This is a genomic window from uncultured Bradyrhizobium sp., assembly GCF_936928535.1.
In the GTDB taxonomy this organism is placed as follows: domain Bacteria; phylum Pseudomonadota; class Alphaproteobacteria; order Rhizobiales; family Xanthobacteraceae; genus Bradyrhizobium.
The window spans coordinates 11592-25034 of record NZ_CAKZHY010000165.1 but is presented as its reverse complement, the minus strand read 5'-3'; the positions used below and the strand labels follow the sequence as shown (position 1 = coordinate 25034).

The 13443-nt window shown below is 62.9% G+C and carries 12 protein-coding genes; 5 read left to right on the top strand and 7 right to left on the bottom strand.

What is annotated here, in order from left to right; translation table 11 throughout:
- The first annotated feature begins 7 nt into the window (after positions 1–7).
- A complete protein-coding gene (locus tag Q0687_RS30565) occupies positions 8–772 on the top strand; it encodes a class I SAM-dependent methyltransferase (protein ID WP_298885183.1) in 765 nt (254 codons plus the stop codon).
- A gap of 83 nt (positions 773–855) precedes the next feature.
- Here Q0687_RS30565 and Q0687_RS30560 read toward each other — a convergent pair whose 3' ends face one another.
- Positions 856–1077: a hypothetical protein gene (locus Q0687_RS30560; protein WP_298885179.1), complete on the bottom strand. Its 222-nt coding sequence runs from the start codon at positions 1075–1077 to the stop codon at positions 856–858.
- A 206-nt stretch (positions 1078–1283) separates the two neighbouring features.
- Positions 1284–2261, bottom strand: a complete 978-nt coding sequence (locus Q0687_RS30555; protein ID WP_298885177.1) for a magnesium transporter CorA family protein — start codon at positions 2259–2261, stop codon at positions 1284–1286.
- A gap of 338 nt (positions 2262–2599) precedes the next feature.
- Here Q0687_RS30555 and Q0687_RS30550 point away from each other — a divergent pair, with 338 nt between their 5' ends.
- The gene (locus Q0687_RS30550; protein WP_298885175.1) at positions 2600–3280 is read left to right on the top strand and encodes a L,D-transpeptidase; all 681 of its coding nucleotides are present in this window, start codon (positions 2600–2602) and stop codon (positions 3278–3280) included.
- A gap of 38 nt (positions 3281–3318) precedes the next feature.
- Here Q0687_RS30550 and Q0687_RS30545 read toward each other — a convergent pair whose 3' ends face one another.
- Positions 3319–4458: an extensin family protein gene (locus tag Q0687_RS30545; protein ID WP_298885173.1), complete on the bottom strand. Its 1140-nt coding sequence runs from the start codon at positions 4456–4458 to the stop codon at positions 3319–3321.
- 65 nt (positions 4459–4523) lie between these two features.
- On the opposite strand from Q0687_RS30545, the gene Q0687_RS30540 reads away from it, so the two are divergent.
- Both Q0687_RS30540 and Q0687_RS30535 read left to right on the top strand, forming a co-directional pair.
- Positions 4524–6152, top strand: a complete 1629-nt coding sequence (locus tag Q0687_RS30540; protein ID WP_298885171.1) for a fatty-acid--CoA ligase — start codon at positions 4524–4526, stop codon at positions 6150–6152.
- Between the two features lie 170 nt (positions 6153–6322).
- Positions 6323–7510, top strand: a complete 1188-nt coding sequence (locus tag Q0687_RS30535; protein WP_298885309.1) for an ABC transporter substrate-binding protein — start codon at positions 6323–6325, stop codon at positions 7508–7510.
- A gap of 73 nt (positions 7511–7583) precedes the next feature.
- Here Q0687_RS30535 and Q0687_RS30530 read toward each other — a convergent pair whose 3' ends face one another.
- Positions 7584–8591, bottom strand: a complete 1008-nt coding sequence (locus Q0687_RS30530) for a hypothetical protein (RefSeq protein ID WP_298885170.1) — start codon at positions 8589–8591, stop codon at positions 7584–7586.
- 390 nt (positions 8592–8981) lie between these two features.
- On the opposite strand from Q0687_RS30530, the gene Q0687_RS30525 reads away from it, so the two are divergent.
- Positions 8982–9839 carry a DUF1499 domain-containing protein gene (locus Q0687_RS30525; protein ID WP_298885168.1) on the top strand — a complete coding sequence of 286 codons (858 nt, stop codon included), beginning with the start codon at positions 8982–8984 and terminating at the stop codon, positions 9837–9839.
- 7 nt (positions 9840–9846) lie between these two features.
- Here Q0687_RS30525 and Q0687_RS30520 read toward each other — a convergent pair whose 3' ends face one another.
- From Q0687_RS30520 to ribB, 3 genes are all read right to left on the bottom strand, one after another.
- Positions 9847–10770, bottom strand: a complete 924-nt coding sequence (locus Q0687_RS30520) for an MBL fold metallo-hydrolase (protein ID WP_298885166.1) — start codon at positions 10768–10770, stop codon at positions 9847–9849.
- Positions 10771–10843: 73 nt separating this feature from the next.
- Positions 10844–12058 carry an acyl-CoA dehydrogenase gene (locus Q0687_RS30515; protein WP_298885164.1) on the bottom strand — a complete coding sequence of 405 codons (1215 nt, stop codon included), beginning with the start codon at positions 12056–12058 and terminating at the stop codon, positions 10844–10846.
- 160 nt (positions 12059–12218) lie between these two features.
- Positions 12219–13295 carry a 3,4-dihydroxy-2-butanone-4-phosphate synthase gene (gene ribB / locus Q0687_RS30510; protein ID WP_298885162.1) on the bottom strand — a complete coding sequence of 359 codons (1077 nt, stop codon included), beginning with the start codon at positions 13293–13295 and terminating at the stop codon, positions 12219–12221.
- Between the last annotated feature and the right edge of the window lie 148 nt (positions 13296–13443).

Genomic DNA, 13443 nt, shown 5'->3' with positions numbered 1-13443 from the left:
GTGACGCATGGGCCGGTTTGCGAGCACGGCGTCACTTTACGAGCATTTGCGGCCGCCTTACCCGCGCGAGTTTTTCCGCACCGTTGCAGAACAGCTCGATCTCACCAGAAAGAGCAGCCTCATTGATCTCGGCACCGGACCGGGCCTGCTGGCGCTGGGCTTCGGCCCTTATGTCGGCCGTGTCGTCGGAGTCGATCCGGAACCTGCGATGCTCGACGCCGCGCGGCTTGCCGCATCTGGGCGACATCTCACGCTGATCGAAGGCAAGGCGGAGACGCTCCCTCTCGGCATCGGCACGTTCGACATCGTCACGATCGGCCGTGCGCTGCATTGGATGGACCGCGAGGCGACACTTGCGCGGCTCGAGGAGCTGGTCGCGCGCGACGGTGCGATCCTGATCTGCGCCTCGTTCTCTGTCACCGACGGCCGCAACCCCTGGCTTGACCGCTACAACGAGATTCGCCGCCGCTGGTCACCGGAGAAGCTCTGGGAGGAAGCCGGTAAAGGTGCGCGTACCCATCGCAACTTGGCAGAGTTCTTTCGCGGCAGCGCGTTTGCCCCGACCGAGCTCGTCGCCGTCGAGACCAGCCACGCGGTCAGCGTGCAGGACCTGACGCAACGCGTGCTGACTTACTCGTCGTCTTCACCGGAGGCATTGGGCGACAATGTCGAAGCGGCGCTGCGCGATGCCGAGACCCATCTGGCCTCGTTCGCCCGCGACGGCGTCATCGCCGAGACCATCGTCTCGACCGCCGAGGTCGTGAAGCGCTAGGGGATTTGCCGCGAAAGGCGGGAAGCAAGGCGATCCAGACAACGCCGCCGCAAGACTGGATCGCCCGCCCTTCCTTCCGCTTCTCAGTCCAGGCGAATCCGACGCGACCGTTCGCGCAACCTTGGAGCAGCGGCTGCGTTGAATGCGGTCGAGCAATCGTCATCGTTCTCGCCATCGAGCAGCGGAGCACCACAGTGCCGGCACATGCGTGCCGACAACGACGGCGCCTTGCCGCTCGCCATTACCTGACGATAGCTCGTCAGATCGATGACGTTGGGGGGCGTCGTTATGTGTTTTTCAACCATGGTTCTTCCTCGCGGCTAACCCGCTGCTTATCGCAGACAAGTTTCGCGCAACCGTTCAGCCCAATGCTCAAATTTTACCGGAGGAATTGGGGCACGGCACACACATCACGGCGCAGCCGCAATGACGCTCTATTCTGCGACACCATCAGCCCTGTCTCGACGACCGGCGTAAGGTCTCGGTCACTATTTCGAAAGCGCGCGCCGGATCAGAGCCACTTCTTCCACTTGAAGATCCAGTACGGGACGATCGCGGCAAATACCATCAGCACCAGCGCGAACGGATAGCCGTGTGTCCATTCCAGCTCCGGCATCGACTTGAAGTTCATGCCGTAGATCGAGGCGATCAGCGTCGGCGGCATCAGGACAACAGCCATGACCGAAAACAGCTTGATGATGTTGTTCTGCTCGAGGTTGACGACGCCGAGCATGGCGTCGAGCACGAAGGTGATCTTGCTGGAGAGATACGAGGCGTGGTCGGTCAGTGAGGCGACGTCACGCTGCATGGTCTTGAGCTGCTCGCGCATGTCCTTGGACCATTTCACCCCCTCGACCACCGCCGACAGGAAGGTGACGACGCGGCCGATCGAGACCAGGCTCTCACGGACCTTGGAGGTCAAATCGCCCTTGCGACCGATCGAGATCAGAATCTGCGAGTACTGCTTGGCGTGGCCGTGGCGCTCGCTCTCCGGCTCGAAGATGTCGTGGCTGACCTGGTCGATCTCCATGCCGCAGCGTTCCAGAATGTCCGCGCAGCGGTCGATCACGGCGTCCAGCAGCTCCATCAGCACCATCTCGCCTGTGATCGCAGGGGTGCAGGACCGCGCCAGCTTGTTCTCGACCAGGGCGAAAGGCTTGGGCTGGTCGTAGCGCACGGTGACCAGGCGGTGGTCGCCGAGAATGAAGGTGACCGCCGTGGTCCGGGGCATGTCGGTGTCGGAGTGGCACATCAGCGTCGCGGTCATGTAGCGCGCGCTATTTTCGATATAGAGGCGGCTGGAGATCTCGATCTCCTGCATGTCTTCGCGGGTCGGGATCGCGATCCCCAGCAGCCGTTCCACGGCCTTGTCCTCGGCCGCGGTCGGATTGACCAGGTCGACCCACACGGCGTGATCAGGCACCGCCTCCAGATCGTTGACGACGGCCTTCTTCAGGGAGGAGTCGGTGGGAACGAACACAGAAAACATGAACAACTCCAGGAGAGGGCCTGCGACAGAATGACTGCCCTTAACGCGATTCTGACAAGTTCATGATGACAACCACATTAACGGAGCATTTGCATTTGTGGCGGCCGCATGGCCCAACTGTGGCACGGAATCGACAGCTGAGCTTTTCGCGCCAGAAACCCAGCCTGGCGACCCAAAACTTGCGGCAAAAAAGCCACAGGTTGGGTCTCGCAGCGCGGGATAAGCCCCGAAACGCTGGAATTGTGGCAGATTTCAACGATAATGAAATCAACGGAGTCGAAGGCCTTGGGTGCTACGCTTAAGGACCTGCGCGGTATTTGTTTGATTGGAACCAAACCATGTCGTCGCTGAAAGTTATGTTGGGGGTTGTCGCTGCCGGCTTCATGCTGTCGGGCTGCATGCAGGCCACCCATTACGAGGCCACCAATACCCAGAATTTCAAGCCGAAGGACAAGGAACTCCTTGCCAAGATTCGGTACGAGAATACGCCGGTGGCAGAGCCGTTCCGTCGTGCCATTGTCGATTACCATCGCAAGGAATCGCCCGGCTCGATCGTGGTCGATTCAGACAACCATTACCTTTATTATGTGATGGATGGCGGCAAGGCGATCCGTTACGGCATCACCGTCGGCGAAGAGGCCATGGCCTGGTCCGGCATCGCCAAGGTCGGCAGCATGACCGAATGGCCGGCGTGGCACCCGACCCCGGGTGAGATCTCGCGTCTGGGCGTTCCGACCTATGTCGCCCCTGGCCCGGACAATCCGATGGGCTCGCGCGCGATGTACCTGTACTCGGGCGGCAAGGACACGCTGTTCCGTATTCACGGCACCAATCAGCCCGAATATATCGGCGCCTCGATCTCGTCGGGCTGCATCCGCATGACCAACGAGGACGCGATCGACCTCTACAGCCGCGTCAAGATCGGCACCATCGTCGTGGTGCTCGAGCCGAAGCATGGCGACTCGCCCTATAATTCGCGCCTCGCGCTTCAGGGCGGCGGTGTTTCGACCCCCAACTAACCTTCGACTGATCGGAAGGTTTTCGAAAGGCGCCGGTTTTACCGGCGCTTTTTTGTTGCCGGCTTGCTCTTGCCGGCTGTCGGATGGTCCGCCGACGCGGCGGGGTTCTGCGGATCGTCGGTCCCATCCTTGGCGCCCTCCGACTTGGTGCCTTCCGATTTAGTACCATCAGACTTGCCATCTTCCGACTTGGCCGCGACCTCGCGTGGCGGCGCCTCCTCGGGACGCTCGGCTGGCAGCAGGGGGGCGACGTGGGGCAACGGATCCCAGACGTTCCATTGGCAGATCCGGTAGTCGTTGCGCCGCTGTGCCAGATCGAGGTGGATGTGATCCTCGTGGTACCAGTCCGATCCCGGGCCGAGCACCGTGGAAAAGCGCGAGCAGACCGAATGCAGCACGCGCTCGCGCACATCGCGCGACACGGTGCGGTCGGTCAGAGCGATCGACTGCCCGTTGGCCAGCTTGAGCGAACGGACGTCGAGCGCGTTGGCCTTGCCATGCTCGGACAGCATCGCGCCGACGACGCGGTTACGACCGCGGCACTCAAAACTGTCGAAATTGTCGAGGTCGGTGATGGTCGAGCCGAGGCTCGCGGCCAGCGGCACCATGTCGGTGCGCACCCAATCCGCAATCGCCGATGCCATGGTGCAGCGGAGGATCGCCGCCGGCTTGACCGCGACCTTGCGCTGGTCCGGCAGCACAATGGCCTCCAGCCGCACCAGATCGTCGCCGCCACAGGCGCCGGGGCCGTGGATGTCAGGAATGGACGGCGCGACCGCGATCTCCTCGGTCAGGGCAAGTCGGCATGCCGACAGCCGCTTCTCGGGAGGTGGCGCAGCCTCGGCCGGCTTGTTGCCGCCAGGCTTGTCTGCAGTCGACTTGTCCTGGGAAGCCTTGTCGTCGGCCTCCGGCGCGGCCTCGTCGGTTGCCTTGCCTGTTCCTTTGGGAGCCTCCTCGGGGCGAGGCTTTGGTAGCGGTATCTTGGTGGACCGAACATGCCTGTGCGGCCGTGGCGTGCCAAAACCGAAGATATCGAGCGGTGCAGCATAGTTTCGTGCATCCACAGGCTCAGGCAGTACAAGGGATAGCCCAAGCGCAGCGGTAACCATTGCCGCGCCGGCGGACATATTGCCGCGATAAGACCATTTGCGGCGAAAGTCCGGCAGGCTAAAACTCATGTCAATTCTTTGGCCCTGCGCTGAGAGCGGTAATACGCCCAGCGATTTCTCGGAGGAACGTCTGAATGCTCGGTTTGATGCAAGATTGGCCCCTGCTCTGCCACCGGATCATCGAACACGCCGCCAAGATTCACGGCAAGCAGGAGGTCGTCACGCGATCGGTCGAGGGGCCGATCCATCGCACCACCTACGCCGAAATCCACAAGCGTGCGCTCAAGGTCTCGCAGATGCTGGATCGCAACGGCATCAAGCTCGGCGACCGCGTCGCCACGATCGCCTGGAACACCTGGCGCCATCTCGAAGTCTGGTACGGCATCATGGGCATCGGCGCCATCTGCCATACCGTCAATCCCCGCCTTTTCCCCGAGCAGATCGCCTGGATCATCAACCATGCGCAGGACCGCATCGTGATGGTCGACCTCACCTTCGTGCCGGTCGTCGAGAAGCTCGCCGACAAGCTGCCGAGCGTCGAATGGTACGTCATCCTCACCGACAAGGCGCATCTGCCCGAGACCAATTTGAAGAACGTCGTGGCCTACGAGGACTGGATCGCCGAGGCCGACGGCAAATTCAAATGGAAGGACTTTGACGAGAACACGGCGGCCGCAATGTGCTACACGTCGGGCACGACGGGCGATCCGAAGGGTGTGCTGTATTCGCACCGCTCCAACGTGCTGCACGCGCTGATGGCCAACAATGTCGATGCGCTCGGCACCAGCGCCTCCGAGACCATGCTGCCGGTGGTTCCACTGTTCCATGCCAACAGCTGGGGCATCGCCTTCTCCGCACCCTCGCAGGGCACCAAGCTCGTCATGCCCGGGCCCAAGCTCGACGGCGCCTCGGTCTACGAGTTGCTCTCAACCGAAAAGGTGACGCACACCGCTGGCGTGCCGACGGTGTGGCTCATGCTGCTCCAGCACATGACCGCCAATAATCTGAAGCTGCCGGACCTGAAGATGGTGATCTGCGGCGGCTCGGCGATGCCGCGCTCGATGATCAAGGCCTTTCTCAACATGGGCTCGAACGTGCGCCACGCCTGGGGCATGACCGAGATGAGCCCGATCGGCAGCGTCTCGGCCCTGAAGCCGCCGTTCCACAACGCGACCGGCGAGGCCCGGCTCGACGTGCTGCAGATGCAGGGCTATGCGCCCTTCGCGGTCGAGATGAAGATCACCGACGATGCCGGCAAGGAGCTGCCCTGGGACGGCAAGACCTTTGGCCGCCTCAAGGTGTCGGGCCCCGCGGTCGCGAAGGCCTATTTCCGCCTCGACAACAACATCCTCGACGAGGAGGGCTTCTTCGACACCGGCGACGTCGCGACCATCGACGAGGACGGCTTCATGCGGATCACTGACCGTTCCAAGGACGTGATCAAGTCCGGCGGCGAGTGGATCTCCTCGATCGACCTCGAGAACCTCGCGGTCGGTCATCCGGCCGTGGCGGAGGCCGCCGTGATCGGCGTGTTCCATCCGAAATGGGACGAGCGCCCGCTCTTGATCGTGCAGCTCAAGCAGGGCCAGCAGGCCACACGCGAAGACATCCTGAAATACATGGACGGCAAGATCGCCAAATGGTGGATGCCCGACGATGTCGCCTTCGTCGAGGGCATCCCGCATACCGCGACCGGCAAGATCCTGAAGACTGCGCTGCGCGACCAGTTCAAGGACTATCGCTTCCCGAACGCGGCGGCGTAGAGCCCGCCGACGGCACCACCGAAATCGGGCCCCTGCCCCTAGCAGGGGCCTTTTTCGTTGGTGGTGTCGCGACCAAAGACGAATTGGAGCCGGGCTGGCAGCTCCCTAACGTCGCACCGCACTTCAAGCCAATAAGAGGAACACTCAAGATGAAATTGTTTGCGCTGCGAATGCTGCCGTGGCTGCTGGCCGCATCGATGACAGCCATCACCGCCGCGAAGGCGGCCGATAACAAGGTCGTGATCGGCGATATCGACGATATGTCCGGCCTGTACGCCGACGTGATCGGCCCTGGCGGCGTCGAAGCGGCCAAGATGGCGATCGAGGATTTCGGCGGCAGCGTCCTTGGCAACAAGATCGAGTTCATGGTCTCGGACCACCAGAACAAGCCCGATGTCGGTGCGCAGAAATTCCGCGAATGGGCCGACCGCGACGGCGTCACCATGATCCTCGGCGGCTCCAACACCGGCGTCAGCCTGGCGATGAACAATGTCGCCAAGGAGAAGAAGATCCCGTTCATTGCGATCGGTGCCGCTGGCGCATCGCTGACCGGCAAGGACTGCACGCCCTACACCGTGCACTACGTCTACGACACCACGGCGCTCGGCAACGGTACCGCCAAGACCATGGTGAAACAGGGCGGCAAGACCTGGTTCTTCCTGACGGCGGACTATGCCTTCGGCACGCAGTTGCAGGAAGCCGCCTCGAAGGTCGTCGAGGCCAATGGCGGCAAGGTCGTCGGCGCGGTGCGCGTGCCGCTCTCGACCTCCGACTTCTCCAGCTACCTGCTTCAGGCCCAGAACTCGGGCGCGCAGGTGCTGGGCCTCGCCAACGCCGGCAACGACTTTACTAATTCGATCAAATCCGCCGACGAATTCGGCATCGGCAAGACGATGAAGCCGGCCGCGTTGCTCGCCTTCATCAGCGACATCCACAGCCTCGGCCTCAAGACCGCGCAGGGGCTCTATCTCACGACCGGCTGGTACTGGGACCTCAACGACAAGACCCGCACCTTCGCCAAGCGCTATTACGAGAAGACGAAGCGCGAGCCCACCATGAATCAGGCGGGCTACTATTCGGCCACCATGACCTACCTCAACGCGGTCAAGGCGGCAGGCACGACCGATTCCGACAAGGTGATGGCCGAGCTCAAGAAGATGAAGATCGACGACATGTTCACCAGCAACGGCAAGATCCGCGCCGACGGGCTGATGGAGCATGAGATGTACATCATGCAGGTAAAGAAGCCCGAGGAATCCAAGCAGCCTTGGGACTACTACAAGCTGGTGCAGACCATGTCCGGCGAGGAGGCATTCGGCAAGCTGTCAGACTCGGCCTGCCCACTGGTCACGCACTGACGCGGGGTCCAAAATCAAGCACGGATTCGATGCAATGCGGCCCCCTGAAGGGGCCGCATTTGTTTTGGGCCGCTCACAATTGCGAGCAGCGGAAGCCAACCTCCGGGCTGCTGAAGAACAGGCGTTGCTCCTTCACCACGAGCACGAGCTGGTTGCCGTCGCGCAAGGCGCGGCACAGATCTCCGGCAATGGTCTTGAAAACGCGCGTTTCCGCGTAGGGCGTGACGTTGAGATCCTCGATCGCCCAGCGCTGGAGATTGATTACGTTGGTATTCTCCGAGGTATGAACCAGGTACGGGCGGACGGTGCCCGGCGTCGAGGCCGCGCCGAGATCGCTGAGATAGATCTGCGCCTCCGTGAGGTTGCCGGAATAGAGCGCCGAGGAAAGATAGGAATCCCAGAGATTGAAGAAGCTCAGCACCGGCAGCACCACGAACAGCGCCACTGCCGCGCCATGACGAAGGCCCCGCACGTTCCAGACGATATCGCGCCAGTTGAACTCGCCCGCGCCTGAAAACAGCAGCACGTCGAACACCGCCATGGCCGCGGTCCATGGCCAGACGATGTCGTTCCAGTTCAACCCCAGAGGACCGAACATGGCCAGAATGAAGACGTGCATGCCGACAGCCGCGGTCAGCGAGGCGCGACGGAAACGCCGGGTCAAGAGACCGACCCCGAACGCCACCTGAACGAAGGGGACCAAAAAACCGAGAGCATCGAGAGGCGTCGTCATCGCCGGAAGCAGGCTGGTGATCGGCGTGATGATCCAGGAAAACTCGTGCTCCATGAAGTTGAGATTGATCTTCTGAAGCCCCGAGAAGACGTAGGTAAAGACGATGACCAGACGGGCCAGATTGAGCGTCTGGAGATCGTCGACCGGCGTAGCGTGGCCGCCGCCCGAGAGCCCGACGACCAAAAGAAGGAAGCTGTACTGAAACACCCAAGGCTGCCATCGCGTCTGGTCGGCAAGGCAGAACGCAATCATGATGACGAGGAAAATCGCGATCGGCCAACTTGCGCGGGGATAGACCAGAGCAAGCCCCGCCAGCACGAACAGCGCGCCATAGAGTGTCAAAGCCACGGCGCCCTCGATTGGCGGGAGCAGCGACCAGGCCGGCACCTGTGGATAAGACCGCGGCCCTATCCATAGTCCCGACGACATCACCAACCCGATGCAGAATGCGACGAGGATGGTCAGTCGCAGCAGAAACAGCCGCTGCGGGAGAGCCGTGCCGCTATTGTCCGCCCTGCCCTGCTGCCATGTCCCTGGCCTTCCCATGGCCCCTCCGCGAACCGCCATACACAACTATGTGGCGCGCGGCGGGGCGTTGGTTCGATCGCCTTGACCCCAGCCTCTCACCGGCCAAAACGGCGGATAAACCGCTTCCCAGCCAAGCAAAAAATGCGCTAGGTCAGCCTGCTCCCGTCGCCCGTGCCCTCAACCGGCGACTCACATCGGTGATGGAACGACATGGCCCGCAGGTTTTCCGCTCCCTATCAGACGGAGCCCGTGTCCAGCCTCGCCACCTGGGCGCGCAATCTGGCCGTGTTCGCGGTGGTGGCGGTGGTGGTGTCGATCATCATCGTCCGGTTCGACTTCCTGGAGATGAAACCGGCGCTGGCCACTTTCTTCGGCGGGCTCGTCATCGCCGGACTGTCCATCCTGTTCGGCCTCGCCGGCTTTGCCGCGATCTGGCAGAACGGCTCGCGCGGCATGGCGCGCATCCTGTTCGCCTTTCTGATCGACGGGACGATCCTCGCCTATCCCGCCTATCAGGCCCTGCTGTACCGCAAGCTGCCTCACATCTACGACATCACCACCGACCCGATCGACCCGCCACGTTTCGACGCGCTGTCGCGCCTGCGCACCGGCGACGGCACCAACACTGCCGTCTATGCCGGCCTCTATTCGGCCGAGCAGCAGCGCCAGTTCTATCCTGACATCGAGCCGATCGAGCTTGAGATCCCCGTCGACCGCGCCTATGCGATCGCGCGCCAGCTCGTCATCAAGCGAAAATGGACCGTCATCGACGAACGCGAGCCGCAGCCGCCGCGCCGCATGGGACGCATCGAGGCGGTGGCGCGCACGCCGATCATGGGCTTTCGCGAGGATATCTCGATCAGGGTCGTGCCTGACGGCGACGATTCCCGCGTCGATATCCGCTCCGCCTCGCGCTATTTCGACAGCGATCTCGGAAGCAACGCCGCGCGCGTGACCAAATTCATCGACGATCTCAACACCGCAGCCGATGCCGACGCGCTGAAGCCGGCGAAGAAGACCCCGGTGGCGCCGCCACCGAAGGCACCGGCGAAGACGGTGAAGAAGTGACAGAGAGCTAGGCGTTCGCCATCCGGTAGGTCCCGCCAATCACGGGATCGCCATCCGTCGCGACGATGCCGCGCGCGACGAGATCTTCCAGGTGCGCAAGCACGGAATAGCCGGCGGCCGTCGTCAGGCGCGGGTCGATGCCGATATAGATCGCGCGGACCATGGTCGGGATGTCAGTCTCGCCCTTGGCGAGGCGGTGCAGGATCGAGGCCTCGCGCGCCTTGCGGTGCCGGATCAGGAAGCGCACGAAGCGCTGGCCCTCCGGGATCTCCGGGCCGTGGCCCGAGAAATACACACCCTCCTCGCGCGCAGCGAGCCGGTCGAGCGATTCCATGTAATCGATCATCGAGCCGTCGGGCGGCGCCACTATCGAGGTCGACCAGCCCATCACGTGATCGCCGACGAAGTTGAACTTCCGGTCGGGCCAGGCAAAGGCAAGATGGTTGGCCGTGTGACCGGGTGTCGCCACGGCCTCGAGCCGCCAGCCGGCGCCTTCGACAACGTCACCATGGGTGATCCTGATATCGGGCACGAAGTCGCGGTCGGACCCGGATTCCGGATTGTGCTTCTCGCTCTCGAAGCGCGGCCGCGAGGCCCGGTGCGGGCCCTCGGCATAAACAGGCGCGCCGGTCGCCTGCTTGATCCGCGCCGTGTTCGGCGAGTGATCGCGGTGGGTGTGGGTGACGAAGATATGGCTCACCGTCTCGCCCCTGACTGCATCGAGCAGTGCGGCCGCATGGGCCTCATCATCAGGACCGGGATCGATGATCGCGACGTTGCCGGTGCCGACGATGTAGCTAACGGTTCCGGTGAAGGTGAACGGGCTCGGATTATTACAGAGCACGCGCCTCACGCCGGGGCGGACTTCCTCGACGACACCCGCCTTCAGCGGAAAGTTGCGGTTGAACGGGACGTCGTCGTTGTCGGACATGGCTTCTTCTTTGTTCTTTGACGTCACTCCGGGGCGCTAAAAAAGCGCGCCCCGGAAAGCTCGGAGAACGCTATCAGAAAAACGCCTGAATGCCCGTGATCGCACGGCCCAGGATCAGGGCATGGACGTCGTGGGTGCCCTCGTAGGTGTTGACAGTCTCAAGGTTGTGGACGTGGCGCATCACGTGGAATTCGGCGGAGATGCCGTTGCCGCCATGCATGTCGCGGGCGACGCGGGCGATGTCGAGGGCCTTGCCGCAATTGTTGCGCTTCATGATCGAGATCATCTCGGGCGCGAACTTGCCCTCGTCCATCAGGCGGCCGACGCGCAAGCTACCCTGCAGGCCCAGCGCGATCTCCGTCTCCATGTCGGCGAGCTTCTTCTGCACCAGCTGGGTCGCGGCCAGCGGCTTGCCGAACTGCTTGCGGTCGAGCGTGTACTGGCGGGCGCGATGCATGCAGTCCTCGGCGGCACCGAGCGCGCCCCAGGAGATGCCGTAGCGGGCGCGGTTGAGGCAGCCGAACGGGCCCTTGAGGCCGGAGACGTTGGGCAGCAGCGCGCTTTCGGGCACCACGACGCCGTCCATCACGACCTCACCGGTGATTGAGGCGCGCAAGCTAAGCTTGCTGCCGATCTTCGGCGCCGACAGGCCCTTCATGCCCTTTTCCAGCACGAAGCCGCGGATCTGGTTGTCGTGCTCGGCCGACTTGGCCCAGATCACGAACACGTCGGCGATCGGCGCATTCGAGATCCACATCTTGCTGCCGGTCAGGCGATAGCCGTCCGAGACCTTTTCCGCGCGGGTTTTCATCCCGGCGGGATCGGAGCCGGCATCGGGCTCGGTCAAGCCGAAGCAGCCGACCCACTCGCCGCTGGCGAGCTTCGGCAAATACTTCTTGCGCTGGTTCTCATCGCCATAGGCGTAGATCGGATACATCACCAGCGAGGACTGCACCGAGTTCATCGAACGATAGCCGGAATCGACCCGCTCGATCTCGCGCGCGACGAGGCCGTAAGCCACATAGCTCGCATTGGCGCAGCCATATTCCTCAGGCAGCGTGATGCCGATCAGGCCGAGCTCGCCCATCTCGTTGAAGATCTCGCGATCGGTCTTCTCTTCCAGATAGGCCTTGGTGACGCGCGGCTGCAGCTTGTCCTGGGCGTAGGCACGCGCCGTGTCACGTACCATACGCTCGTCTTCGGTCAGCTGCTCGTCGAGCAGGAACGGATCGTCCCACTGGAAGGAAGCCGCAGCCGGCTTGTCCTTGGTCTGAGGGCGCACGCTCATGAAACGTCCTTTCGGGTCTGGTTCCGTCGAAAAATTGCCGGACAAACTAGAGCGCCGCGGCAACAAGTGCAATTGCATTGCAGATGTGGGGTCTTGCGTGGATCCCGGGGATGCACTTCGCGCACCCCGGGGATGCGAAGCGCGACCCGGGATGACAGCGCTAGCTTTCGAGCTGCTCGTTGGCGACGATCTCGATACCGAAGCCCGAGAGGCCCTTGTAATCGTGCACCGACGAGGTGAGATGGCGGATCGAGGTGACGCCGAGGTCGCGCAGGATCTGCGCGCCGACGCCGACCTCGCGCCACTGGCGGTTGCGGTCGGCCTCCGTTGCCGTCTCATCCGGCAGCGGCGACACGGGAACGCCGGCCGCGCCATCGCGCAAATACACCAATACGCCGCGACCGGACTTCTTGAAGTGCTCGAGGACGACGGCCATGCGCTTGTGGCCGGTAAAGGTGTCCTTGACGATGTTCGGCTTGTGGAAGCGCGTTAGCACATTCTTGCCATCGCCGACGCCGTTGTAAACGAAGGCAACGTGGGCGATGGAATCGAACGGCGAACGGTAGGCATAGCCCTGCAGCGGCCCGATCGGGCTTTCGGTGGTGAAGGTCGAGACCCGCTCGATCAGCTTTTCGCGCGCCTGCCGGTAAGCGATCATGTCGGCGATAGTGACGTGCTTCAGCTTGTGCTTGACGGCGAACTGGGCGACTTGCTCGCCCTTCATCACGCTGCCGTCGTCGTTCATCAATTCGCTGATGACACCGACCGGCGGGAGCCCTGAGAGCTTGCAGAGATCGACCGCGGCCTCGGTGTGGCCGGAGCGCAGCAGCACGCCGCCGTCCTTGGCGATCAGCGGGAAGATGTGGCCCGGGCGGGCGAAGTCATTGGCGCCGACATTGGGATTGGACAGCGCGCGGCAGCAGGAGGCGCGCTCCTCGGCCGAGATGCCGGTGCCGCCGTCGGGCTTGTAGTCGATCGAGACCGTGAAGGCGGTGGTGTGCGCGGAATCGTTGTGGGCGACCATCGGGTCGAGCCGCAGCCGGCGCGCATCCTCGGTGGTAACAGGCGCGCAAACGATGCCGGAGGTGTGGCGGATGATGAAGGCCATCTTTTCCGCCGTGCAGAATGAGGCGGCGACGATCAGATCGCCCTCGCCCTCGCGGTCTTCGTCATCGGTCACGACGACGAGCTCGCCCTTCGCAAAGGCCTGCAAGACTTCCTGGACGGTATCGGGCATGTCCCAATCTCTATCGGTTATGGGCCGGAGTTTACGGACGCCTTAGCTGGACTTGGACCCCAGCGCTAGTGTCCTGGATGCAACCGCATATGCCCGAAGGCCGCTCCCGGGCGGGCTTGCACCGAGATACCAGCGATATAGGCGCATC

Excerpts from the sequence above, each read along its gene's own strand:
- Q0687_RS30565 (WP_298885183.1), top strand. The coding sequence starts at position 8 with ATGGGCCGGTTTGCGAGCACGGCGTCACTTTACGAGCATTTGCGGCCG.
- Q0687_RS30560 (WP_298885179.1), bottom strand. The coding sequence starts at position 1,077 with ATGGTTGAAAAACACATAACGACGCCCCCCAACGTCATCGATCTGACG.
- Q0687_RS30555 (WP_298885177.1), bottom strand. The coding sequence starts at position 2,261 with ATGTTTTCTGTGTTCGTTCCCACCGACTCCTCCCTGAAGAAGGCCGTC.
- Q0687_RS30550 (WP_298885175.1), top strand. The coding sequence starts at position 2,600 with ATGTCGTCGCTGAAAGTTATGTTGGGGGTTGTCGCTGCCGGCTTCATG.
- Q0687_RS30545 (WP_298885173.1), bottom strand. The coding sequence starts at position 4,458 with ATGAGTTTTAGCCTGCCGGACTTTCGCCGCAAATGGTCTTATCGCGGC.
- Q0687_RS30540 (WP_298885171.1), top strand. The coding sequence starts at position 4,524 with ATGCTCGGTTTGATGCAAGATTGGCCCCTGCTCTGCCACCGGATCATC.
- Q0687_RS30535 (WP_298885309.1), top strand. The coding sequence starts at position 6,323 with ATGCTGCCGTGGCTGCTGGCCGCATCGATGACAGCCATCACCGCCGCG.
- Q0687_RS30525 (WP_298885168.1), top strand. The coding sequence starts at position 8,982 with ATGGCCCGCAGGTTTTCCGCTCCCTATCAGACGGAGCCCGTGTCCAGC.
- Q0687_RS30520 (WP_298885166.1), bottom strand. The coding sequence starts at position 10,770 with ATGTCCGACAACGACGACGTCCCGTTCAACCGCAACTTTCCGCTGAAG.
- Q0687_RS30515 (WP_298885164.1), bottom strand. The coding sequence starts at position 12,058 with ATGAGCGTGCGCCCTCAGACCAAGGACAAGCCGGCTGCGGCTTCCTTC.
- ribB (WP_298885162.1), bottom strand. The coding sequence starts at position 13,295 with ATGCCCGATACCGTCCAGGAAGTCTTGCAGGCCTTTGCGAAGGGCGAG.